25 protein-coding genes and 1 pseudogene are annotated in these 21247 nt (G+C 72.1%); 11 read left to right on the top strand and 15 right to left on the bottom strand.

Going from position 1 to position 21247, the window contains the following annotated elements; all coding sequences use genetic code 11:
* Positions 1-69: 69 nt before the first annotated feature.
* Together ABT254_RS04395 and ABT254_RS04390 are read left to right on the top strand one after the other, a co-directional pair.
* On the top strand, positions 70-393 hold the full coding sequence (locus ABT254_RS04395; protein WP_351463376.1) for a hypothetical protein: 324 nt from the start codon (positions 70-72) through the stop codon (positions 391-393).
* 230 nt (positions 394-623) lie between these two features.
* Positions 624-1154, top strand: a complete 531-nt coding sequence (locus ABT254_RS04390; protein ID WP_351463374.1) for an ATP-binding protein — start codon at positions 624-626, stop codon at positions 1152-1154.
* A gap of 206 nt (positions 1155-1360) precedes the next feature.
* Here the strand turns inward: ABT254_RS04390 and ABT254_RS04385 are convergent, their stop codons facing one another.
* The 3 genes from ABT254_RS04385 to ABT254_RS04375 are packed head-to-tail and all read right to left on the bottom strand — an operon-like array spanning position 1361 to position 4952.
* Positions 1361-3922, bottom strand: a complete 2562-nt coding sequence (locus ABT254_RS04385) for an ABC transporter permease (protein WP_351463372.1) — start codon at positions 3920-3922, stop codon at positions 1361-1363.
* The gene (locus ABT254_RS04380) at positions 3919-4668 is read right to left on the bottom strand and encodes an ABC transporter ATP-binding protein (protein WP_099926611.1); all 750 of its coding nucleotides are present in this window, start codon (positions 4666-4668) and stop codon (positions 3919-3921) included. Before ABT254_RS04380 ends, ABT254_RS04385 begins: the two co-directional genes overlap by 4 nt.
* Entirely contained in the window at positions 4665-4952 is a 288-nt protein-coding gene (locus ABT254_RS04375) for an SHOCT domain-containing protein (protein WP_123963173.1), read from the bottom strand. The genes ABT254_RS04380 and ABT254_RS04375 overlap by 4 nt, the downstream gene beginning before the upstream one ends.
* 187 nt (positions 4953-5139) lie before the next feature.
* Between ABT254_RS04375 and ABT254_RS04370 the strand changes: the two genes are divergently transcribed.
* Genes ABT254_RS04370 through ABT254_RS04350 form a run of 5 tightly spaced genes read left to right on the top strand, consistent with a single transcriptional unit; the run spans position 5140 to position 8051 of the window.
* A complete protein-coding gene (locus ABT254_RS04370) occupies positions 5140-5709 on the top strand; it encodes a TetR/AcrR family transcriptional regulator (protein ID WP_351463369.1) in 570 nt (189 codons plus the stop codon).
* Between the two features lie 12 nt (positions 5710-5721).
* Positions 5722-6132 carry a (R)-mandelonitrile lyase gene (locus ABT254_RS04365; RefSeq protein WP_351463367.1) on the top strand — a complete coding sequence of 137 codons (411 nt, stop codon included), beginning with the start codon at positions 5722-5724 and terminating at the stop codon, positions 6130-6132.
* Between the two features lie 11 nt (positions 6133-6143).
* Complete coding sequence (locus ABT254_RS04360) at positions 6144-6728, top strand: DUF4865 family protein (RefSeq protein WP_351463365.1); 585 nt, start codon at positions 6144-6146, stop codon at positions 6726-6728.
* Entirely contained in the window at positions 6725-7633 is a 909-nt protein-coding gene (locus ABT254_RS04355) for a phosphotriesterase family protein (protein WP_351463363.1), read from the top strand. Before ABT254_RS04360 ends, ABT254_RS04355 begins: the two co-directional genes overlap by 4 nt.
* Before the next feature lie 22 nt (positions 7634-7655).
* Entirely contained in the window at positions 7656-8051 is a 396-nt protein-coding gene (locus ABT254_RS04350) for a tautomerase family protein (RefSeq protein WP_351463361.1), read from the top strand.
* 9 nt (positions 8052-8060) lie between these two features.
* Here ABT254_RS04350 and ABT254_RS04345 read toward each other — a convergent pair whose 3' ends face one another.
* The 6 genes and pseudogenes from ABT254_RS04345 to ABT254_RS04320 all read right to left on the bottom strand — a co-directional run bounded on the left by ABT254_RS04345 (position 8061) and on the right by ABT254_RS04320 (position 12599).
* Entirely contained in the window at positions 8061-8588 is a 528-nt protein-coding gene (locus ABT254_RS04345; RefSeq protein ID WP_351463359.1) for an SMI1/KNR4 family protein, read from the bottom strand.
* A pseudogene (locus tag ABT254_RS46485) lies at positions 8479-8839 on the bottom strand (hypothetical protein); the annotation flags it as partial. The pseudogene ABT254_RS46485 and the gene ABT254_RS04345, both read right to left, overlap by 110 nt.
* A gap of 55 nt (positions 8840-8894) precedes the next feature.
* Entirely contained in the window at positions 8895-9851 is a 957-nt protein-coding gene (locus ABT254_RS04335; protein ID WP_351463355.1) for a pseudouridine-5'-phosphate glycosidase, read from the bottom strand.
* On the bottom strand, positions 9848-10999 hold the full coding sequence (locus ABT254_RS04330) for a PfkB family carbohydrate kinase (protein WP_351463353.1): 1152 nt from the start codon (positions 10997-10999) through the stop codon (positions 9848-9850). Before ABT254_RS04330 ends, ABT254_RS04335 begins: the two co-directional genes overlap by 4 nt.
* A gap of 75 nt (positions 11000-11074) precedes the next feature.
* Positions 11075-11530: an RpiB/LacA/LacB family sugar-phosphate isomerase gene (locus ABT254_RS04325; protein WP_351463351.1), complete on the bottom strand. Its 456-nt coding sequence runs from the start codon at positions 11528-11530 to the stop codon at positions 11075-11077.
* A 25-nt stretch (positions 11531-11555) separates the two neighbouring features.
* Positions 11556-12599 carry a helix-turn-helix transcriptional regulator gene (locus tag ABT254_RS04320; protein ID WP_351463350.1) on the bottom strand — a complete coding sequence of 348 codons (1044 nt, stop codon included), beginning with the start codon at positions 12597-12599 and terminating at the stop codon, positions 11556-11558.
* Positions 12600-12703: 104 nt separating this feature from the next.
* On the opposite strand from ABT254_RS04320, the gene ABT254_RS04315 reads away from it, so the two are divergent.
* Complete coding sequence (locus ABT254_RS04315; RefSeq protein WP_351463348.1) at positions 12704-13012, top strand: hypothetical protein; 309 nt, start codon at positions 12704-12706, stop codon at positions 13010-13012.
* Positions 13013-13154: 142 nt separating this feature from the next.
* Here the strand turns inward: ABT254_RS04315 and ABT254_RS04310 are convergent, their stop codons facing one another.
* Both ABT254_RS04310 and ABT254_RS04305 read right to left on the bottom strand, forming a co-directional pair.
* A complete protein-coding gene (locus ABT254_RS04310; protein WP_351463346.1) occupies positions 13155-14396 on the bottom strand; it encodes an ROK family protein in 1242 nt (413 codons plus the stop codon).
* A gap of 36 nt (positions 14397-14432) precedes the next feature.
* On the bottom strand, positions 14433-15074 hold the full coding sequence (locus ABT254_RS04305) for an alpha-ketoglutarate-dependent dioxygenase AlkB family protein (protein WP_351463344.1): 642 nt from the start codon (positions 15072-15074) through the stop codon (positions 14433-14435).
* A 68-nt stretch (positions 15075-15142) separates the two neighbouring features.
* On the opposite strand from ABT254_RS04305, the gene ABT254_RS04300 reads away from it, so the two are divergent.
* Positions 15143-16276 (top strand): methyltransferase, encoded by a 1134-nt coding sequence (locus tag ABT254_RS04300; protein WP_351463343.1) that lies wholly within the window; start codon positions 15143-15145, stop codon positions 16274-16276.
* Here the strand turns inward: ABT254_RS04300 and ABT254_RS04295 are convergent, their stop codons facing one another.
* The 4 genes from ABT254_RS04295 to ABT254_RS04280 are packed head-to-tail and all read right to left on the bottom strand — an operon-like array spanning position 16277 to position 18358.
* Positions 16277-17137, bottom strand: coding sequence for a class II fructose-bisphosphate aldolase (locus ABT254_RS04295; RefSeq protein WP_351463341.1), 861 nt, complete (start codon positions 17135-17137; stop codon positions 16277-16279). It abuts the gene before it with no gap.
* Positions 17138-17166: 29 nt separating this feature from the next.
* Positions 17167-17292, bottom strand: a complete 126-nt coding sequence (locus ABT254_RS04290) for a hypothetical protein (RefSeq protein WP_351463339.1) — start codon at positions 17290-17292, stop codon at positions 17167-17169.
* Positions 17293-17321: 29 nt separating this feature from the next.
* Positions 17322-17447, bottom strand: a complete 126-nt coding sequence (locus ABT254_RS04285) for a hypothetical protein (protein WP_351463337.1) — start codon at positions 17445-17447, stop codon at positions 17322-17324.
* Positions 17448-17476: 29 nt separating this feature from the next.
* Positions 17477-18358, bottom strand: a complete 882-nt coding sequence (locus ABT254_RS04280; RefSeq protein ID WP_351463335.1) for an SIS domain-containing protein — start codon at positions 18356-18358, stop codon at positions 17477-17479.
* A gap of 228 nt (positions 18359-18586) precedes the next feature.
* Between ABT254_RS04280 and ABT254_RS04275 the strand changes: the two genes are divergently transcribed.
* Both ABT254_RS04275 and ABT254_RS04270 read left to right on the top strand, forming a co-directional pair.
* Positions 18587-20428, top strand: coding sequence for a glycoside hydrolase family 15 protein (locus ABT254_RS04275; protein WP_351463333.1), 1842 nt, complete (start codon positions 18587-18589; stop codon positions 20426-20428).
* A gap of 129 nt (positions 20429-20557) precedes the next feature.
* On the top strand, positions 20558-21211 hold the full coding sequence (locus ABT254_RS04270) for a hypothetical protein (protein ID WP_351463332.1): 654 nt from the start codon (positions 20558-20560) through the stop codon (positions 21209-21211).
* Positions 21212-21247 lie beyond the last annotated feature (36 nt).

The following is a 21247-nucleotide window of genomic DNA, read 5'->3' as shown; positions in this document are numbered from 1 at the left end:
ACGAGCTGGATCGCGATCCGCGCAGGAGCACGATCCAGCGCACCGGAGAGCCACAAGGGGGCGGGCGGCATGGCGGAGCCGGAGTTCACGGCGACGGGCGTGCGAATCGGCAAACGGCTGCGTTCGCTCACCCGGGCCGGGCAGGTCCGGATCAGCGACGGCAGACTTGCATTGCTCACCAGTTACGGCACCGAGATCGACAGCGCGCCGGTGCAGGCGGTGCGCGCCTCCAAACCCTGGTTCGCCCCGGAGGACCGGGCGCTCGCGGACCTCAACGGCAAGCGGTACCTGCTGACCCTGGGCGATCACGACCCCGCGCCGGGCGAGCCGGGGCCGCCGGCGGCACGCCGCTTCATCGAGGCCGTACGCAAAGCGGCCGGGCGCGGTGGCTGACAGCGCCCACCGGACGGCGGCGGGCTCGCACCCGTGTGGTCGGCGCAGCCGATCGTGAGTTGCGCTCCCCCGCCCCCTGCGTCACGCTGTTCTCACGTCACTCTGGGTTTACCGGCGATAACGCTGCGAACCAGCCCGCCGGGCACGACGGCAGGTGGCCAGGCCCTCAGGCACCTGCTGGATCCGTACTCCGTGTTCTTCCGGACCTCTTAAGTCGGGGAGTCGCAGCCGTGATCAGTCACCCAAGCAGGCACTGCACGGTAGAGCTGCAAGCCCTGCCGTCGCGGATCGGCCAGGTCCGCAGAATCGTCTCTGCGCAGTTGCGCTACTGGCATCTGGACGCCCTCATCGACCGGGCCGCGCTCGGTGTGACGGAGCTGTTGACCAACGTCCACCTGCACGCCCAGCCCGACAAGCAGTGCACCGTGGAGATAGAGCTGGTGCTGGACCGGCTCATGGTCTCCGTGCACGACCACGACCCCCGCCTGCCCGAGGTGCGGGACGTCGAAGCCTCCGCCACCACCGGGCGCGGGCTGGCCATGGTGGCCGCGGTGAGCGAGAGCTGGGGGGCGCGCCCGGACGGCGAGTCGGGCAAGGTCGTCTGGTTCGCGCTGCCCACCACGCCCGCTCCGGTGGCGGCCCCGGCCCGCCCTCCGCGTCGTACGGCCGACACGCCGGCCCGCCGGCTCGTGGAACTCGAGCCCGCGGCCGACAGCCACAGGTCCGCGCACGCTCCCGCCCGGTCCGCCGTTCCTGGCTGACCGGGCGGTGATCTTGGGTTGGTTGGCCTCTGTTGGGTCGGTCGTCTTCGGGGCGCCTCAGTCTGTGTCGAGACGCGCCCCTGCGGCTCCCTCCCGGCCGGTGTCCGGCGGTGCGGTGGGCGTTGGAGGGCCCGTGCCGTTGAGCCGGTCGGCCGTCGAAGTGCTGTTGGACAGGGCGGCTCGACGGCCTTGTTGCCGACCGGAGGTCACTCCGTGGCGATGGCGCGCAGTACATCCAGGCGCGCCGCGCGTCGGGCCGGGCGCAGGCCTGCGAGGGCGCCGGCCGACAGGCCCACCAGGGCCACGATCGCGAGCTGTGCGGGCGGGATCGCGAAGGCGAAGGCGCTGTCACTGGCGCCGTCCGAGGCCTTCACGAGGACCCAGCCGAGGAAGGCGCCCAGGCCGAGGCCGCCGACCGTGCCGAAGGCGGCGACGAGAACCGATTCCCAGCGGACCATGGCCCGCAGTTGGGGGCGGGTCTGGCCGACGGCCCTGAGCAGGCCCAGTTCGCGGGTGCGTTCGTGGATCGCCAGGGTGAGGGTGTTGGCGATGCCGAGCAGTGCGATGAGCACCGCGAGGGCGAGCAGGGCGTAGACCAGGGTCAGCATCATGTCGATGCCGCCGGCCGAGGACCGCGCGTACTCGCTGCGGGTCTGGACCTCGGGGTTGCCGTAGCGGTCGGCGACCTTCTGCACGGCGGCCTTGCCCGCGTCCGTGTTCACGCCGTCCTTGAAGGAGACGGCGACCAGGGTGTCGGAGTCCTGGGTGCGGTGCGGGGCCCAGGCGGCGCGGGTGATGACGTAGTCGCCGGCGAGTTCTGACTGGCCGTAGACCGCTCGGACGGTGAAGGCCTGCTTCTTGCCGTCGGTGAAGGTGAGTTGGGCCCTGTCGCCGGTGGTGAGGTGTTGTTTGTCGGCTTCCGTCCTGGTGATGGCCATGCCGTCGGTACCGAGTGCGCGGAGTGAACCGTCGACCTTGCCGAGGTCGAAGGTGCGCTCCAGGGCGATGGGGTCGGTGACGGTCAAGGCCCGTCCCTTGCCGTCGACTTTCGCCACTCCGCGGCCGAGGCCCACGGCCGTGTCGACCTCGGGCAGTTGTTGTATCGCCCCGGCGAGCCGGGGGCTCAGGCCGCTGCCGCCCGCGCCGAAGGACGGTGTGCTGACGGCGACGTCGCCGGCGAAGGACCGGGACACGGTCTGGTCCATGGTGGCCTTCAGCGAGGCCCCGAAGACGGTGAAGAGGGAGACGACGGCCACGCCGATCATCAGGGCGCTCGCGGTGGCGGCCGTCCGCTTGGGGCTGCGCAGGGCGTTGCGGCGGGCGAGGCCGCCGGTGACGCCGCGGAGTGTGTCGAGGGGGCCGCCGAGGACGCGTACGGCCGTGGTCGAGGCGACCGGGCCGAGGACCACGAACGCCACCAGGGCCAGTACGGCACCGAGTCCCGCCATCCAGAGGGACGGTGAGACGAGCACTCCGCTGAGCGTGGTGGCAACCGCGAGGGCGGCGAGACCCATGCCGGTGACGGCGCGGATACGGGAGGCGCCGGAGGTGTCGACGGCCGTCTCGCGCAGCGCGGCCAGCGGGGCGGTGCGGCCGGCGCGTGCGGCGGGCAGCAGCGCGGAGCCCAGGCAGACCACGATGCCGACCGCGAGCGGAAGCGTCATGGACAGGGCGCTGATGACCAGGTCGCCGTCGGGGAAGGGGAATCCGATCGCCGGGAACAGGGCCTGCAGTCCGGCGGCGATGCCGATGCCGCCCGCGAGGCCCGCCGCCGAAGCGGTCACGGCGACGGCGGTGGCCTCGATCAGGGTCGTTGCGGTGACCTGGCGGCGAGAGGCGCCGAGGGCGCGCAACAGGGCGTTCTCGCGGGTGCGTTGGGCGACGACGATCGCGAAGGTGTTGTGGATGGAGAAGGTCGCGACGAGGAGGGCGATGCCGGAGAAGACGAGGAGGAAGGTGGTGAAGAGGGTCAGGAACTGGCTGGAGATCATGTCGGTGTTCTCCTGGGCCGACGCCTGACCGGTGATGGCCTCAACTCCCTTGGGGAGTACGGGGGTCAGGCGTTCGACGAGTTCCTTCTCGCTCACTCCGGGGCCCGCCCGCACCTTGATGCTCGCCGCCTCGCCGGGACGTGCGGTGAGGTACTTCTCGGCGTCGGCGCGGGTCATGCCGGTGAAGGTCACCTGCGCCATGCCGTCCTCGCCGCCGAAGGTCGCGAGGCCGACGATGGTCACCTTGACCGGGTCCGGGGTTCGAAGCGTGGTGGTGTCGCCGATCTTCAGGTTGCCCTTTTTCGCGGCGCCGCGGTTGACGACGACCTCGCCCGACTTCTGCGGGGCACGGCCCTCGGCCAGCTGGTAGGGGTTGAGTTTGGCGTCGGTGATCCAGTTGCCGGCGAGGGTGGGCGGGCCCTTGCCGCCGATGGGCTTGCCGTTCTTGCCGACGAGCTGGCCGGCACCCTCGATGTCGGGTGCGGCGGCCGCTACCCCGGGCACCTGCTCAAGGGTGTTCACCAGGGCCGTGTCGACGGGCTGGCGCACGCCCTGGCTCTCGCCGGGCGTGGTGATGGCGTCGGCGCTGCGGACGACGGCGTCCGTGCCGCTGGTGGCGCTGCCGAACATCGAGTCGAAGCCGGCGCGCAGTGTGTCGCCCATGACGAGGGTGCCGGCCAGGAAGGCGACGCCGAGGAACACGGCGAGAAAGGTCCCGGCGAAGCGCCGCTTGTGGGCGCGCAGAGAGGACACGCTCAGGCGTACGGCGGCGTTCATGAGGGCACCTCGAAGGCTTTCATGCGGTCCAGGACCTTGTCTGCGGTCGGGGATTCCATGCGGTCGACCAGGCGCCCGTCGGCGAGGAAGACGACCTCGTCGGCGTGGGCGGCGGCGACCGGGTCGTGGGTGACCATGACGACGGTGCGGGAGGTCTGGCGCACGGCGCGGCCGAGCAGGCCGAGGACCTCCTCGCCGGAGCGGGAGTCGAGGTTGCCGGTGGGCTCGTCGGCGAAGACGACATCGGGCTGCCCGGCGAACGCCCGTGCCACGGCGACGCGTTGCTGCTGCCCGCCGGAGAGTTCGGCGGGCCGGTGGTGCAGCCGGTCGCGCAGGCCGACGACGTCGATGAGCGCCTCGATCCACTCGGGGTCGCCCTTGCCGCCGGCGAGGTCCAGCGGCAGCGTGATGTTCTCCGCGACGCTCAGCGTGGGCACCAGGTTGAACGCCTGGAAGACGAAGCCGACGCGGTCGCGGCGCAGCAGGGTCAGACGGCGGTCGTCCAGGCCGCCCAGATCGGTGTCACCGATGTACGCGGTGCCCGAGCTGAGCGTGTCGAGGCCGGCCGCGCAGTGCATCAGGGTGGACTTTCCGGAGCCCGAGGGCCCCATGATCGCGGTGAAGCGGCCGACCGGGAAGTCGACGCTCACCCCGTCCAGGGCCCTCACCTCGGTGTCGCCACGGCCGTACACCTTCACGGCGTCGACGACCCGGGCGGCCGTACGGATGGCGGTCGTGGTGGTCACGCCGCACCGCCCTTGGTGCGGCCGAACTGCTCGTCCAGCACGGACAGCCGGCGCCAGTACTCGTCCTCGTCGATCTCACCGGAGGCGAAGCGGCGGCCGAGCACGGCAAGGGGTGAGTCGCCGGAGGGGCGGGTGTCCCCCATGGCCCGCCACGGGCCGCCGCGACCGCGCCAGGCGGTGCGGCGCAGGACGGTCACGACGCCGATCACGACGGCCGCCCAGATCAGCGGGAAGAAGAGGATCCACGGGCCGGGCCCGCCGTGCCAGTCTGCGAGGGTCTGCATCTCGGGTCATCTCCTGGGTGGGTCGGTGGTGCGTCTTGTGGTGATGGCTCGAGACTCCCGCCGAGGAGGGGTCCGGGTCGTCGTACGGCCAGCGGCAGTGCGTGTACCTCCCGGGGAGTAGGCGGGGTTGTGTCCGCTGCTCCCAAAGGGCTCGACTTCTGTAACTACTAGTATGTACAGTCTGCGTATGAGCACCTCGGAGAGCACCTCGGACCGGCTGATCGAGTCCACCCGTGAGCTGCTGTGGGAGCGCGGTTACGTGGGCACCAGCCCCAAGGCGATCCTGGAGCGCTCGGGCGCCGGACAGGGCAGCATGTACCACCACTTCAAGGGCAAGCCGGATCTCGCGCTGGCAGCGATCCGGCGGACGGCCGAGGAGTTGCGGGCTACCGCCGAGGGAGTACTGGGCGGGCCGGGAACGCCGTACGAGCGCATTGAGGCGTATCTGCGGCGCGAGCGTGACGTGCTGCGCGGCTGCCCCGTCGGGCGGTTGACGATGGATCCGGACGTCATCGCCAGCGACGAGCTGCGCGCGCCGGTCGACGACACGCTCGACGCGATCCGTGAGCTGATCGCCGGGATCGTCGAAGAGGGCAAGGAGCAGGGGCAGTTCGCGCCCTCGCTGGACGGCGAGGAGATCGCCGCGACCGTCCTCGCGACCGTCCAGGGCGGCTATGTCCTCGCCCGCGCCTCCGGCTCACCCGCCGCCTTCGACGCCGGCGTCCGAGGGCTGCTCTCCCTTCTCGCCCCGCGTTAGGAGTCCAGATCCGTGCACATCACCAGGAAGCGCCCCGACACCCGGCAGGGCCCGGCGGAGAACTTCACCGGCTCGGTGTGGCTCGACGAGATGGCCGCGCCCCCCGCCCCCTCCCGGCTGCGCATGTTCAACGTCCACTTCGCGCCCGGCGCCCACACCGCCTGGCACCGCCATCCGCACGGTCAGGTGCTGCACGTCCTGGAGGGCGAGGGGCTCGTGCAACGCAAGGGCGGCGCGCCGGAGTTGATCCGCGCGGGCGACACCGTGTGGATCGAGCCGGAGGAATGGCACTGGCACGGTGCAGGGCCGCGCACCTTCATGACGCATCTGGCGGTCGTCGAGGCCGCCGAGGACGGCACCACGACGGAGTGGGATGCGCACGTCGGCCCCGAGGACTACCCCGCGAACGGCTCTTCAGCCTGAGGAGGCATCCGATGCACGCCATGCAGTACGAGTTGACGCTGCCCGCCGACTACGACACGGGCATCATCCGCAGCCGTGTCGCCCGCATCGGGCATCTGCTGGACGACTGGGAGGGCCTCGGCTTCAAGACGTATCTGCTGCGGGAGCGCGGGGTGAACGGCTCGCCGGTCAACCAGTACGCGCCGTTCTATCTGTGGAACACCGTCGAGGGCATGAACACCTTCCTGTGGGGCGGCGCCTTCCAGGGGCTCAGCAACGACTTCGGGCGACCGTCGGTGCGGCAGTGGAGCGGCCTGGCGTACGAGGAGGGCGGCGCCCCAGGATCACCGGCGCGGTTCGCGGTACGGCGGCGTCAACCGGTGCCCGAGGGCGTGGTGTTGGCCGACGTCATGGCCAACGCGGCCCAGGAGACCGTGCGGCTGGCCGGTGCGGACGGCGCGGTGCTCGCGGCGGCGGCCGTGGACCCCAGCCGCTGGGAGCTCGTCCACTTCTCGCTGTGGGAACACGACACGCCGAAGGCCGAAGGCGATGTGTTCGAGGTGCTGCACCTGTCGGCGCCGGGACGTGAGAAGGTGCCCCGCGGGCGGCAGTGGTGAGCAGTGTCCGTACGGTACTGGGGGACCTGCGGCCCGAGGACCTGGGGGTGTGCGACGCGCACGACCATCTCTTCCTCCGCAGCCCGCGACTGTCCGGCCAGGAGCTGAACGACGCCACCGCCGCGCGGGCCGAGTTGGAGGCGTTCCGTGCGGCGGGCGGAGCGAGCGTCGTCCAGTGGACCCCACTGGGGATGGGGCGGCGGGCCGCCGACCTGCCCCTCCTCTCCCGAGCGGCCGGTGTGCACGTGGTCTGCGCGACCGGACTGCACCAGGCCGCCCACTACACGCCCGAGTCGCTCGACGAGCTGCGCGGCAAGCTGGCCGACGTGTTCGTCTCCGAACTCACCGAAGGCATCGGCACGTCGGGCGTCCGCGCCGGGCTCGTCAAGGTGGCCGGCGGCTTCCATGCGCTCGACGCGCACGCCCGCTGGACCATGACCGCGGCGGCCGAGGCCCACCACGCCACGGGGGCGCCGATCGCCGTCCACCTGGAGCTGGGCACGGGTGCACTCGACGTACTGGACCTGCTGTGCGGTGAGTTGGGCGTGCCGCCGGAGCGTGTGATCCTCGGCCACCTCAACCGCTCCCCCGACCTCGTGGTCCAGCGCCAGGCCGCGGAGGCGGGCTGCTGGCTGGCGTTCGACGGCCCCTCCCGTGCCCACCACGCCACCGACTGGCGCATGCCGGACGCGGTACGGGCCCTCGCCGAGGCGGGTTTCGGCCACCGGCTGCTGCTCGGCGGGGACACCGTGGTCGCCGGGGCGCGGTCGGTCGATGGCGGGCCGGGGATGCCGTATCTGCTGCGCAGGATCCGGCCACGTCTCGCGCGCGAGCTGGGCGAGGAACTGATCAACCGCGTCCTCACGGAGAACCCCGCCCGGGCGTTCGCCGTCGAGTGGCGCTGAGCGGAACGGAGGACCACAGCCCATGCCCTTGGTCCGTATCGACGCACTGGGAGCCGATCCGGCACGCCTCGACGCGCTCGGCCGAGCCGTGCACGAGGCGTTGGTGGAGACCCTCGGTATCCCCGGCGACGACCACTTCCAGATCCTGACCGGGCACGACGGCACCAACAGCGCACTGCGGTACGGCAGTTACCTCGGCGTGCAGCGCGACGACGGCATCGTCCATGTCGCGATCACGATGCGCTCCGGCCGCACCGCTGCTCAGAAACAGGCGTTGTACCGGCGGATCGCCGAACTCGCCCAGGCCCACGCGGGGACCGAGCCGCGGAACGTCTTCGTCACCGTGACGGAGAACGGGCCGGCCGACTGGTCGCTCGGTCACGGGGTGGCGCAGTACCTGGATGCGGCCTGCTCCTGACCGGCCGCATCAACGGCAGAGCTCGTCCAGGTCCTCGCAGAAGGTCGGGAACTCGGCCTGCGCCTCGGCGACGATCTCCCGGGCGGTCCGGCGCGGGGTGGTGGCGTGGCGCTCGGCCAGCTCCGCCAGCGTCGGGTTCGGGCGGGACTCGCGCTGCTCGTACTCGATGACCTCCATCGGGCCCAGTCCGTCGGCCAGCACCCACAGGAAGTCGGAGAGGTTTCCGGCGATGACGCCCCGCTCCCCCTCCGACCCCAGGAACACCACGGGCTGTTCGGCGAGGGGCCGGCCGGGACGCGCGCACCAGAGGGCGGCGAGACCTCCGGTGCCGTCCTGGCCGAAGGCCCGGTAGGCGTCACCGTCCAGTTCGTGGTTGCCGGTCCAGTGCCGGATCCAGTCGGTGGTCTCCTCCGCGGAGTCGAACGCGTCATAGGGCTCGAAGTCGATGCCCTCGCCGTCGTCGTAGTCGAACTCCACCCCGGCCACGGCGGCCAGGGCGGGCGGGAAACGGCGGTCGTCGCCGATCGTCTCGATCATGCCCGCAGGCTAGCCGCCGCCACTGACAACGACCCTGGGAGACCGAGATGTCCACGGACGGCCGCTGTTTCGCCGCCGCGGCCAGCGCCTCTGCACCGGGTGGGTGTCGAAGGCCGTCAACAAGGCTTCGTCCGCCGGGCGTTCGGCGGCCGGGTGGGCGATCTGCTCGTAGGCCGACTGACGATCTCCGACCAGGGGTGGCCGCGTTCGGTGGACTCGTCGATCTGGGCGGTCATGGTGGCGACGAAGACTACGCGGCGGCCGCTGGTGGCGGCGCTGTGGAGCCTGTGAGTCGCGGCGCGGGTCTCAGCCCAGCTTGGCGTACTCGACGGCGATGCGTGCGCCGAGCCGGGCGTTGTTCTTGACCAGGGCGATGTTGGTGCGCAGGCTTTCACCGCCGGTGAGCTCGACGATGCGGCCCAGGAGGTAGGGGGTGGTGTCCTTGCCGGTGATGCCGGCCTTGTCCATCTCGGCGAGGGCCTGGGCGATGACGCCGTCCATGCGCTCGGCCGGGACCTCCTCGTCCTCGGGCACGGGGTTGGCGATGCTGACGCCTCCGGGGATGCCGAGGTCCCAGCGGGCGTGCATCACGGCGGCGATCTCGACGGGCGAGTCCACGCGCATGGGCGAGGTGAAGCCGCTGCGGCGGGAGTAGAACGCCGGGAACTCGTCCGTGCCGTAGGTGAGGACCGGGACGCCGAGGGTCTCCAGGGTCTCCAGGGTAAGGCCGATGTCGAGGATGCTCTTGACGCCAGCGCTGATCACCGCGACGCCGGTCGCGGCCAGTTCGGTCAGGTCGGCGCTGATGTCGAACGTCGTCGGCGCGCCGCGGTGCACCCCGCCGATGCCGCCGGTGACGAACGTGCGGATGCCGGCGAGGGCTGCCAGCCGCATGGTCGCGGCGACGGTCGTCGCGCCGTGGGTACCGCGCGCGATGACGTACGCGAGGTCGCGGACGCTGGCCTTGGTGACGTCCGGGGCGGTCGCGAGAAGCTCCAGGTCCGCCTGGGTCAGCCCGATGTGGGGCCGGCCGTGCAGGACGGCGATCGTCGCGGGGACGGCGCCGCCGTCGCGGATGATCTGCTCGACCTCCACGGCCATCTGCACGTTCTGCGGGTACGGCATGCCGTGGCTGATGATCGTCGATTCCAGCGCCACGACGGGACGCCCGTCGCGCAGCGCCTCGCGGACCTCGTCGGTCAGCACCAGACGCGGATGCGGGACGGGGGTCGCGGGGGTCGGGGCGGGGGTGGGCGTGGTCATCTCTGGCTCCGCATCGGATCGTTCAGGTCGTTCGGTTCGGTCGGGTCGGTCAGCGCGTCCTCGATCAGACGCGGGGTCAGGTCGGGGCGCACCGTCGCCGGGCTCTGCACCGTCAGGGCGGCGGCCGCGTGCCCGTATCGGGCGGCGTCCACCGGGTCGCCGCCGGCCAGCAGGGCGTGGACGAACGCGGCGAGCATCGCGTCCCCGGCGCCGGTGACGTCGGCGACCTCCGCGGGCGGCGCGGGCAGGAAGGCCGCCTCCTCGCCCGCGGTGCTCAGCACGCTGCCGCGTGCGCCGAGCCGTACCCACACATGGCGCACCCCGCGGGCGTGCAGCGTTCCGGCGGCGGCCGTCACCTCGGCCTCGCTGTCACCGACGGGCCGGTCGAGCAGGGCCCGTAGCTCGTCGAGGTTCGGAGTGAGGGCGAAGACCGGGCGGCGGGCGGTGAGCAGCGGTGTGAGCAGGGCCGCCTTGGGGGCGCTGACCGGGTCGATCACCACCGGTACGGCGGCGGGCCGCGCGACGTCCATCGCGTGGGCCAGCACCTCGGCGGGCAGATTGCCGTCCAGGACGAGCATGGCGGCGTGGGCGATCAGCTCGCGGGCCGGGTGCAGGTCCTCGGGGGCCAGGGCCTCGGTGGCCGCCATGTCCGCGACCGCCACGACCAGGTCCCCGTCGGCATCCAGGACCGCCGTGTAGGTCCCGGTCGGGTGGGCGCTGCGGTGCACGTGGTCGAGGCGCACCCCGGCCGCTGCGGTGTCGGCGAGGAGGCGCTCGCCCGCCGCGTCCCGGCCGACGGCGGCGATCAGATGGGTCGGGGTGCCCAGCCGCGCCAGGTTCTCCGCGATGTTGCGGCCCACACCGCCCGCGGTGGTGCCGGCCCGCCCCGGGTTGCTGGTCCGCTGCCGTACGGGAGCGAGGCTGCGCACCTTCACGTCGACGTTGGCCCCGCCGACGACCACGACGGCGTTCTCCTCGCGGAGGATGTAGCCGCGGCCGAGGATGGCGCCCTTCTTACCCAGGTTGGACAGATGCACGTTCACCGCGGCCCGGGTGCTGCCGAGGGCGTCGGCGATCGCCTGCGGCCCGGCCAGCGGGTCGCGGCGCAGCAGCGCGATGATCTCGCGCTCCCGCTGGGTCAACATCATGCTGACTAAACTAAAGGGCCTTTATTGAAGTAAGCAAGAGCTGATCGTCAGGGTCTTGGCTGGAGGTGCGCGTCCTCAGCCGGCGGCCCTTCCGGCATCGAGGCGTCCCACGCGCTCCACATTCCCCCGGTCCTCGGCATCCTGGCTGGGCTGCGCCGCGAACCAGGCGTCGAGGATCTCCTTGAGCAGCGGCTCGGAGGTCAGACGCAGGCTGAGCGCCAGCACGTTGGCGTCGTTCCAGCGGCGGGCGCCGTCCGCCGTGTACGCGTCGGTGCACAGGGCCGCCCGCACGCCGGGCACCTTGTTCGCGGCGATGGACGCGCCCGTGCCGGTCCAGCAGCACACGACCGCCTGGTCGGCACTCCCCTCGGCGACCTCGCGGGCGGCGGCCTCCGAGCACGCGGCCCACTGGGGGTCGTCCCCGGGGCTCAGTGCCCCATGGGGCACGACCTCGTGGCCGCGCCTGCCCAGTTCCGCGACGAGCGAGCGCGCCACGGGTTCGTCCATGTCCGAGGAAACGGAGATCCGCATGCTCCGGAGCCTAACGCCGCCCGGCTCACGCCCCCAGTGCGCGTGTGAGCAGGTCCCTTCGGTTGTGCGTGCCGGTCTTTGCGAACACGGACTTGAGGTGGTCCTGCACGGTGTGCTCGGTGACGTACATGCTGCGCGCCACGGTGTGGCTGTCGGCGCCCTTGGTGAGCAGGCCGAGCAGTTCGCGCTCGCGTGCGCTGAGGGCGAAGACCCGGCCGAAGACGGCCAGCCGCTCGCTCGGTGCGGTCTCCTCGATGGTGACGGCGATGGTGCGCTGCTCCCGCGGCCCCTCCTCCCCCAGCCGGGCGGCGCGCAGGGTCAGCCACAGCCCGTCGGCGAGGTGCACACGCGCGCGTGGCGGGTGGGTGTCCACGCCCGCCTCCACGGCGAGGAGCTGCGCGGCCACGTTGTAGGCGCCGGCCGGAACGGGTGGCCGCCCCTGCTCGGGCGGCACGAGGACGCGCAGGTAGGCGTGCGTTTCGGGGGTCTGGCCGAGCACGTCGAGACCGGGTGAGAGCAGCAGCACCAGCGGGCCGGGGCGCGGTGTCTCGTGCGGCCGTACTACGAAAGTGGCGGCCTGGCTGCGGCGCAGGGCGGCGGTGACCGGCGCCGTGAGCCCGGCCAGGTGGGCGGCTTCCGTGCGGGTGAACTCCCGGTCGCCTCGCCACAGGTCGAGGAAGCCCCAGGTGCCGTAGCGGTCCCTGAAGACCAGCGAGGCGACGTCCCGGACGCCGTAGTGCCGCAGCAGGTCGTGCCAGAGCGGACCGCGCGCGAGCTCGGCGTGGTCGCTGAGCAGGGCGAGGTCACGGATCGCGGTCCACCGGCCGGTCGGCGTCAGGTACTTGAGACGGATCAGCCGGGGCAGCTCCGCCAGACAGGGCACGTCGGCGATCGGTGCACAGCCGACCGTGGTCTCCGGATCGGTCAGCAGGAACGCGTACGCGTCGAACCCGACGGCGGCCCGCAGCTCGTCCAGGAGCCGCAGGCGCAGTTCCCGTGCGTCGCCGCCGGCCTCGCACAGCCGGACGGTGCGCTCGTGGCGGGCTGCGAGCCGGTCCTGGTCGGCCATGATCCGAGCGTACGCCGCGCCGTCCCCCACACATCTGGGATGTACGGCGGTCCGGCCCGCCGCCCAGCATGAAGGTGCCGCGCGAGAACCCCCGAGGAGGAGCCATGCCGACCCTGCACATCGAGCACCCGATCACGGACTTCGCCACTTGGAAGACAGCTTTCGACCACTTCGCCTCCGCCCGGAAGAGCGCGGGCGTACGGCGCCACCGTGTTCAGCGCCCGGTCGACGATCCCGCGTACGTCGTCATCGACCTGGACTTCGACGACGTGGCGGACGCGGAGCGGTTCCTGGGTTTCCTCAGGACGACGGTGTGGTCCTCGCCGGAGAACGCACCCGCCCTGTCCGGTGCGCCGCGGACGCGCATCCTGGAGACGGCCGAGGAGGGACCCGCGCTCGACCCGCCGTCCTGAATCTTGGCGCCACGCGCTCGCCTTCAAGACCTCACCCCGGCCACGTAGTGTGCCGAACTCGCCGTCGTCCACCTGCCGTTGTCCTACACACCCCATGTGCCGGAGCCGTTGGCAGACGAACCGACCAAAGGGGTCGGCGGTCTCACCGGGTGAGCGCCCCCAGCGGATCATCCAGGACCGGCTGCCAGGCCAACTCGGCGGCGCCGACGAGGCTGTTGTGGTCGAGGGTGCAGGCCAGGATGGGGACGCCGCCGCTCTGGCCCCACAGGCTGCGGTCGGCGACGACGGCGTGCAGACGCTCGGGGTCGGCGTCCAGGAGGGTGCGGTGGAGGCCGCCGAGGATGATGCGGTCGGGGTTCAGGATGTTGACCAGGCCCGCGAGGCCGAGGCCGAGGCGGTCGATGAGTGCCTCGGCGGCCGTGCGGATGGCGGGGTCGTCGTAGTGGTGGCGGATCAGGTCGTTGGCCTGGCGGAGGAGGTTGACCTCGGGGCCGGGGTCGCGGCCCGCGGCGGTGAGCAGGGCCAGCGGGTCGGCCTCGACGTCGAGGCAGCCGCGGCTGCCGCAGTGGCAGGGACGGCCCTCGGGGTTGACGGTGAGGTGGCCGACCTCCAGGGCCAGGCCCGAACTGCCCGTGTGCAGGCGGCCGTCCAGGACCAGCGCACCGCCCACGCCCCGGTGCCCGGTGGCCACGCACAGCAGGTCCCGGGCGCCGCGGCCCGCGCCGTGCCGGTGCTCGGCGAGGGCGGCGAGGTTGACGTCGTTGCCGGCGAAGGCGGGACCGGTGATGCCGGCCGCGCGCACGCACTCCCCGAAGATACGGCGGACCGGCGCGCCCGCGGGCCAGGCCAGGTGCAGGGGGTTGAGGGCCAGACCGTCCGGTTCGGCGACCGCGGACGGTACGGCGAGCCCGGCCCCCACGCAGCGCCGTCCCGTCGAGCGCAGCAACTCGGCGCCCGCCTCCACGACCGAACCGAGGACCTTCGCCGGGTCGGCGTCGACGGTCTCACAGCCCGGCGCGGTGGCGACGATGCGGCCGCCGAGACCCACCAGCGCCGCCCGGAACCCGTCGGCGTGCACCTGGGCGGCGAGGACGACCGGGCCTTCCTCGGCGACCGCGAGCCGGTGCGAGGGCCTGCCCTGCGAGCCGGCCGCCGCGCCGGGCCGGGCGTCGACCCGGATCAGCCCGAGCGCCTCCAGTTCCGCCGCGACCGCGCCGGCCGTGGCCCGCGTGACGCCGAGCTCGGCGGTGAGCACCGCCCTCGTGGGCGCCCGCCCGGTGTGCACGAGCTCCAACGCGGGCCCGAGCGCACCGCGCCCCCGGTCCAACCGCGTCCTCGAGGTGCTCCCTTCCCCCGTCGGCCGGGGGTCCGCCTTGCCGCTCATGAGGGCGAGTCTCCCATGATCCGCAGTGACGCCGGGCTACAGGCCGCTGACCCGAAGCGTGATGTTCAGCCGTCCCGTCAGCCCCAACTCCGCGGGCGCGGTGCCCGCGTACACCCGCGGCACCCCGTGGTGGGCGAGCCGGGACGGTCCGCCGAACACGAACAGATCGCCACTGCGCAGCTCGACATCCGTGTACGGCTTCGTGCGGGTCTCGGTGTTGCCGAAGCGGAAGACGCAGGTGTCGCCGAGGCTCAGGGAGACCACCGGTGCGTCCGACTTCTCGTCGCTGTCGCGGTGCATGCCCATGCGGGCCTCGGCGTCGTAGAAGTTGATCAGTGCGATGTCGTACGGCGCCGCCGGTTCGCCGAGTGTCTCCAGCACCGCGCGACGGCCGACCTCGCCCAGCCAGGCCGGGAACGGCTTCACCGGAGCGCCGTCACCGTCGACCACCGTGCGCGCATAGCCGTACGGGTACCAGTGCCGTCCCAGGCAGACCTGCCGGGCGCTCATCGTGCCGCCGCCGGGCGTGCGCACCGTGCGCAGGCCGGCCGGTGGGCGCGCCCACTCACGGCAGGCGTCCAGCAGCTCGCGCTGGGCGCCCGCGGCCAGCCAGCCGGGCACGTGCACCGCGCCGGGCGCGACCTCCGCGCGCTGCCGTGGGAACAGCTCGGCATCCATGTCGCCCATCCTCCCCCACCGGCCGTGAACTGCGGCTCGGCTAGCCTTGACGCACGATGAACGACCGTATGACGACGCCGTGGGGCGAGCTCGCGCTGGCCCGCTTCCCCGAGGACCCGCGCGAGAGGCTGCGTGCCTGGGACGCCTCCGACGAGTACCTGCTCAGGCATCTGGCGGCCGAGAAGGTCCCGCTGTCCGGCACGGTCGTGGTCCTCGGCGACCGCTGGGGCGCCCTGGTCACCGCGCTCGCGGCGCACCGGCCCGTGCAGATCACCGACTCGTTCCTCGCCCAGGAGGCGACCCGCGCGAACCTGGCCCGGGCGGGCGTCGAGACCGGTGCCGTACGGCTGCTGACCACGCAGGATCCGCCGCCCGACCGCATCGACGTCCTCCTGGTCAGGGTCCCCAAGAGCCTGGCGCTCCTGGAGGAGCAGCTGCTGCGGCTGGCGCCCTCGGTGCACGAGGGGACGGTCGTCGTCGGCACCGGGATGGTGAAGGAGATCCACACCTCGACGCTCCAGCTGTTCGAGCGGATCCTGGGGCCGACCCGCACCTCGCTGGCCGAGCGGAAGGCCAGGTTGATCTTCTGCACGCCGGACACCGCCCTGGAGCGGCCCGCGAACCCGTGGCCGTACAGCTACGCGCTGCCCGAGGGCATCGGCCCGGTCTCCGGGCGCACCGTGGTCAACCACGCGGGCGTCTTCTGCGCCGACCGCCTCGACATCGGCACCCGCTTCTTCCTGCAGCACCTGCCGGCCGCGCTCGGCGGCCGGCGGGTGGTGGACCTGGGCTGCGGCAACGGGGTGGTCGGGACGGCGGTGGCGGTGGCCGAGCCCTCGGCCGAGGTGCTGTTCGTGGACGAGTCGTTCCAGGCGGTGGCCTCGGCGGAGGCGACGTACAAGGCGAACGGGGTGCCCGGACACGCGGAGTTCCGGGTCGGGGACGGGCTGGCGGGGCTTCCGGACGGGAGTGTCGACCTCGTCCTGAGCAATCCGCCCTTCCACTCGCACCAGGCGACGACCGACACGACGGCGTGGCGGATGTTCACCGGGGCGCGGCGCGTGCTGCGTCCCGGCGGCGAGATGTGGGTGGTCGGCAACCGGCACCTGGGGTACCACGTCAAGCTGCGCAAGGTGTTCGGCAACAGTCAACTGGTCGCCAGTGACCCGAAGTTCGTGGTGCTGAAGGCCGTCAGGAAGTGATCAGGCGACGGGCCGGCCGACGGTCCGGATGATCCCGGTCACCGCCCGCGCCATCGCCTCCCTTCCCACGCTCAGGTACGTGCGTGGGTCGACCGCGTCCGGATGGGCGGCGAGGAAGTCGCGGATCGCGCCCGTCATGGCGATGTTGAGGGCCGTGCCGAGGTTCACCTTGGCGATGCCGCCCGCGACCGCCGCGGCCAGTTCGTGGTCCGGCACGCCCGAGGAGCCGTGCAGGACGAGTGGTACGTCCAGGGTGGCCGACAGGCGTTTGAGGAGGTCGTGGTCGAGGGCGGCGGTGCGGGTGGTCATGGCGTGGGTGCTGCCGATGGCGACGGCGAGGGCGTTCACCCCGGAGTCGGCGACGAAGGCGCGTGCCTCGGCGGGGTCGGTGCGGGCGCCGGGCGCGTGGGCGTCCAGCGGGGGCTCCCCCGTCTTGCCGCCGACCTGCCCCAACTCGGCCTCGATCCAGAGGCCTTGGGCGTGCGCCCAGTCGACGGCGGCCCGGGTCGCGGCGAGGTTCTGCTCGTAGGGCAGGCGGGCCGCGTCGTACATCACGGAGCTGAATCCGGCGTCCGCCGCCTGGCGCAGCAGGTCCTCGCTCTGGACGTGGTCGAGGTGCAGCGCGACGGGCACCGAGGCGCGGTCGGCGGCGACGGCGGCCGCGCGGGCGAGCGGGAGCAGCCGTCCGTAGCGGAACTTGACGGCGTTCTCGCTGACCTGGAGGACGACGGGCGCCTTGGCGGACTCGGCACCCGCGATGACTGCCTCGACATGTTCAAGGGTGATGATGTTGAAGGCGGCGACGGCGGAGCGCTCGGCGGCGGCCCGGGTGACCAGTTCACCGGTGGTGACGAGGGGCACGGCTTCTCCCATCGGGCGTTTCGGGGCGGTCAGGGAGCGAGGACCACCGAGCGGGCGAGATGGCTCGGCCGGTCCGAATCGAGCCCGCGGGCCACGACGGCGCGACGCGCGGCAGCGGTCCGATGGACCAGTTCACCGATGGTGACGAGGGGCACGGCTTCTCCCATCGGGCGTTTCAGGGCGGTCAGGGAGCGAGGACCACCGAGCGGGCGAGATGGCTCGGCCGGTCCGAATCGAGCCCGCGGGCCACGACGGCGCGACGCGCGGCAACGGTCCGATGGACCAGTTCGCCGATGGTGACGAAAGGCACGGCTTCCCCCTTCGGGCGTTTCAGGGCGGTCAGGGAGCGAGGATCACCGAGCGGGTGAGGTGACGCGGCTGGTCGGGGTCGAGGCCGCGGGCCGCGGCGACGGCGACCGCGAGGCGCTGGGCGCGGACCAGTTCGGCGAGCGGGTCGAGGTCGCCCGCGATCCACAGCCCGCCGGTGGCGCGCACCTGCTCGGCCAGGCCCTCGGGGGCTTCGCCGAGCATCCAGGTCGCCGTGCCGTGGGTGGTGATGCTGATGGGGCCGTGCCGGTACTCCATCGCCGGGTAGGCCTCGGTCCAGGCGAGTGAGGCCTCGCGCATCTTCAGCCCCGCCTCGTTGGCCAGGCCCACCGTCCAGCCCCGGCCCAGGAAGGTGAACTGCGTGCAGGCGACGAGCCCTTCGGGCAGCGGGGTCGCGAGAGCGGTGCGGGCGTCGGCGACGACGGCGTCGGCGTGCAGGCCCAGATGCGCGCGGAGCAGGGTCAGCGCGGTCGTCGCGAACCGCGTCTGTACGACGGACCGCTCGTCCGCGTAGTCGAGGACGACAAGGTCGTCGGCGGCTGCCATGACCGGTGTGTCCGGGTCGGCGGTGATCGCCGTCGTTCGGGTGCGTCCCCTCAACTGGCCGAGCAGGTCGAGGACTTCGGTGGTGGTGCCCGAGCGGGTGAGGGCCACGACACGGTCGTACGAGCGGCCGTGGGGGAACTCGGAGGCGGCGAAGGCGTCCGTCTCGCCCTGCCCCGCGCCCTCGCGCAGCGCGGCGGCCGCCTGCGCCATGAAGTACGAGGTGCCGCACCCGACGATCGCGACCCGCTCCCCGGGCGCCGGGAGCACTTCGCGGTGCCGGTCCGCCTCCGACGCGGCCCGCATCCAGCACTCGGGCTGGCTGGTCAGCTCGTCCTCGACATGCGTCATGCCGGGCCTCCCCTGATCCGATCTCTGGTCCCGCTTCGCCACGTGATTGTTCTTGCAAGATATAGCTACCTTTCGAGCACAATCAAGCATGCGGGCGCATGGGCACGACCGCCACCGAGGTGGCACCTACTCCCGACAGTGCGCCCGGGCCCCCGCGATCCACACGCCCGGCCGGTCGATTCGGCCTAGGCTGGGAGCGCGGACGCGGGTCGGGGCAGGGAGGCTGCGATGAGCTCAGGAGCGATCGACCAGGGCGCCCCGGGGGCCGCTCCCCGCTATCTGCCGATCGCCGAGCACGGACTGATCGGCGATCTGCGCAGCGTGGCCCTCGTGGGCACCGACGGCACCATCGACTGGTACTGCTGCCCGGCCTTCGACGCACCGAGCGTCTTCGCGGCGATCCTGGACGCGGAGCGCGGCGGCTCCTTCGAGCTGGCGGCGTCCGTGCCGGCGAAGACCAAGCAGTTCTACTTCCCCGACACCAATGTGCTGATCACCCGGTTCTTCACCGAGGACGGCGTCGGCGAGGTGCAGGACTTCATGCCCCTGAACGGCGGCGACGTCGAGACCGAGCGGCACCGGCTGATCCGGCGGGTGGTGTGCGTGCGCGGCTCCATCCCGTTCCGCACGCGGGTGGCCCCACGCTTCGACTACGGCACCCGGCCGCACACCGTGCGCCTGGTCGGCGAGGTCGCGGTGTTCGCCTCCGAGGAACTGTCGCTCGCGCTGACGGCGACGGTGCCGCTGGAGGTCGACGGGCCGGACGTACAGGCCGACTTCAAGCTCTCCGAGGGCGAGACCGCGGTGTTCGCGCTGGACCAGGTCGGCGGCGACGTGCAGCCGCGCCGGTGCGCGAAACTGGAGGCGGAGGAGCAGTTCGGCACGACGGTGGCGTACTGGCGGCGCTGGCTGTCGGCGTCCAAGTACCGTGGCCGCTGGCGGGAGATGGTGCACCGCTCCGCCCTCACCCTGAAGCTGCTCACCTACGCGCCCACCGGCGCCATCGTGGCCGCCCCGACCACGAGCCTGCCCGAGCAGCTGGGCGGCGAACGCAACTGGGACTACCGGTATGTGTGGGTGCGCGACGCCGCCTTCGCCGTCTACGCGCTGCTGCGGCTCGGCTTCACCGAAGAGGCCGAGGCGTTCATGAACTTCCTGACCCGGCACGTCAGTCCGAGCGCCGACGGCACCTCCGCACCCCTGCAGATCATGTACGGCATCGACGGCCGCACCGACCTCACCGAACTCGAACTCGACCACCTGGAGGGCCATCAGGGCTCCGCGCCGGTACGCATCGGCAACGCCGCCGCCGACCAGCTCCAGCTCGACATCTACGGCGCGCTGATCGACTCGATCTACCTCTACGACAAATGGGCCAAGCCCATCTCCAGCGCCCAGTGGGACGACGTGTGCACGCTGGTGGAATGGGTGTGCCAGCACTGGGACCAGCCCGACGAGGGCATCTGGGAGACCCGCGGCGGCCGCAAGAACTTCCTGTACTCCCGTCTGATGTGCTGGGTCGCCATCGAGCGGGCCATCCGCATGGCCAACCGCCGCGGTCTGCCCGCCGACCTGCCCCGCTGGCGCGAGTCCCGCGACACGATCTACCGGCGGATCATGAAGCGGGGCTGGTCCGAGACCCGACAGGCGTTCGTCCAGCACGAGGACGGCGAGGACGTACTCGACGCGGCCGTCCTGATGATGCCGCTGACGAAGTTCATCGCCCCCACCGACCCCAAGTGGCTGTCCACCCTCGACGCCCTCACCCACGACCTGGTGTCCGACTCCCTCGTCTACCGCTATGACCCGATGGCCAGCCCCGACGGGCTGCGCGGCGACGAAGGCACGTTCTCCATCTGCTCGTTCTGGTACGTCGAGGCCATGGTCCACGCCGGCCGCATCGACGAGGCACGCCTCGCCTTCGAGAAGATGCTCACCTACGCCAACCATCTGGGCCTGTACGCCGAGGAGATCAGCCACACCGGCGAGCAACAGGGCAACTTCCCGCAGGCGTTCACGCATCTCGCCCTCATCAGCGCCGCCTTCAACCTGGACAAGGCCCTGGGCTGAGGGTGGTGCTGAGGACACCGTGGATCCGGTCCTCAGGCCCAGCGACGGCGGGCCCCGCGGCCGGAAGGATTCCTCATGTCGGTAACCGGGCCGACGCGGAATCCACCTCACGGACTCGGGGGAACACCCATGACCGAAACCTTCGCCAGGCGCCTGACAGGCGTCGCCGGCATCGCCACCGCGGCCGCACTCATCGTCGAAGTACCCCTGTACTTCGTCTACTCGGGCCCGCCGCCGGACGCCAACGTGCTCGCCCGGCTGCTGCTGGGAATCGTCGCCCTCGCCTGCCTGGTCGTCTTCGTGACGGCCTTCCGTGAACTGGTCAGGCGCACCCATCCCGGCTACGAGTGGGCAGGCTCGCTCGCCTCCGCCACGGGGCTGGTCTACGCGACGGTCACCCTGGTCTCGATGGGCCTTGAGGCCGGCGCGGTCATCGCCACCGACCGTCCGATCGATCCGACCATCACGGTCAGCGGCACCTACATCCTCTACGGGTCGATCTCCCGGCTGATGCTGGGCCTCTTCCTGACAGCGGTCGGCTACGTCGTCGCGCGCACCGACGTGCTGCCCCGCTGGATCGGCCGCTCGGCCTACGTCCTGGCCGCGATCAACCTGGCCTTCGTACCGTCCCTGTTCTTCGGCAACACACCCGCGCACTTCTACGCCGCGAACGGCTGGGGCACGACCGCTCTGATGGGAGCGATCCTCAGCTACTGGCTGCTGGCCGTGGGCATCTCCACCTACCGGAGCTCCACCCGCCTGCGCGACTCCGTCGCCGCGTAGCCTCGGAAGCCGATCCCCGGGATCTCACCACTGGAG

It is taken from the genome of Streptomyces sp. NPDC001137, from assembly GCF_040298885.1.
Classification (GTDB): domain Bacteria; phylum Actinomycetota; class Actinomycetes; order Streptomycetales; family Streptomycetaceae; genus Streptomyces.
The sequence above is the reverse complement of the archived record's forward strand: the minus strand, read 5'-3'. Positions and strand labels throughout refer to the sequence as shown.

Excerpts from the sequence above, each read along its gene's own strand:
- ABT254_RS04395 (WP_351463376.1), top strand. The coding sequence starts at position 70 with ATGGCGGAGCCGGAGTTCACGGCGACGGGCGTGCGAATCGGCAAACGG.
- ABT254_RS04385 (WP_351463372.1), bottom strand. The coding sequence starts at position 3,922 with ATGAACGCCGCCGTACGCCTGAGCGTGTCCTCTCTGCGCGCCCACAAG.
- ABT254_RS04375 (WP_123963173.1), bottom strand. The coding sequence starts at position 4,952 with ATGCAGACCCTCGCAGACTGGCACGGCGGGCCCGGCCCGTGGATCCTC.
- ABT254_RS04370 (WP_351463369.1), top strand. The coding sequence starts at position 5,140 with ATGAGCACCTCGGAGAGCACCTCGGACCGGCTGATCGAGTCCACCCGT.
- ABT254_RS04360 (WP_351463365.1), top strand. The coding sequence starts at position 6,144 with ATGCACGCCATGCAGTACGAGTTGACGCTGCCCGCCGACTACGACACG.
- ABT254_RS04350 (WP_351463361.1), top strand. The coding sequence starts at position 7,656 with ATGCCCTTGGTCCGTATCGACGCACTGGGAGCCGATCCGGCACGCCTC.
- ABT254_RS04345 (WP_351463359.1), bottom strand. The coding sequence starts at position 8,588 with ATGATCGAGACGATCGGCGACGACCGCCGTTTCCCGCCCGCCCTGGCC.
- ABT254_RS04335 (WP_351463355.1), bottom strand. The coding sequence starts at position 9,851 with ATGACCACGCCCACCCCCGCCCCGACCCCCGCGACCCCCGTCCCGCAT.
- ABT254_RS04330 (WP_351463353.1), bottom strand. The coding sequence starts at position 10,999 with ATGATGTTGACCCAGCGGGAGCGCGAGATCATCGCGCTGCTGCGCCGC.
- ABT254_RS04325 (WP_351463351.1), bottom strand. The coding sequence starts at position 11,530 with ATGCGGATCTCCGTTTCCTCGGACATGGACGAACCCGTGGCGCGCTCG.
- ABT254_RS04320 (WP_351463350.1), bottom strand. The coding sequence starts at position 12,599 with ATGGCCGACCAGGACCGGCTCGCAGCCCGCCACGAGCGCACCGTCCGG.
- ABT254_RS04315 (WP_351463348.1), top strand. The coding sequence starts at position 12,704 with ATGCCGACCCTGCACATCGAGCACCCGATCACGGACTTCGCCACTTGG.
- ABT254_RS04310 (WP_351463346.1), bottom strand. The coding sequence starts at position 14,396 with ATGAGCGGCAAGGCGGACCCCCGGCCGACGGGGGAAGGGAGCACCTCG.
- ABT254_RS04305 (WP_351463344.1), bottom strand. The coding sequence starts at position 15,074 with ATGGATGCCGAGCTGTTCCCACGGCAGCGCGCGGAGGTCGCGCCCGGC.
- ABT254_RS04300 (WP_351463343.1), top strand. The coding sequence starts at position 15,143 with ATGACGACGCCGTGGGGCGAGCTCGCGCTGGCCCGCTTCCCCGAGGAC.
- ABT254_RS04280 (WP_351463335.1), bottom strand. The coding sequence starts at position 18,358 with ATGACGCATGTCGAGGACGAGCTGACCAGCCAGCCCGAGTGCTGGATG.
- ABT254_RS04275 (WP_351463333.1), top strand. The coding sequence starts at position 18,587 with ATGAGCTCAGGAGCGATCGACCAGGGCGCCCCGGGGGCCGCTCCCCGC.
- ABT254_RS04270 (WP_351463332.1), top strand. The coding sequence starts at position 20,558 with ATGACCGAAACCTTCGCCAGGCGCCTGACAGGCGTCGCCGGCATCGCC.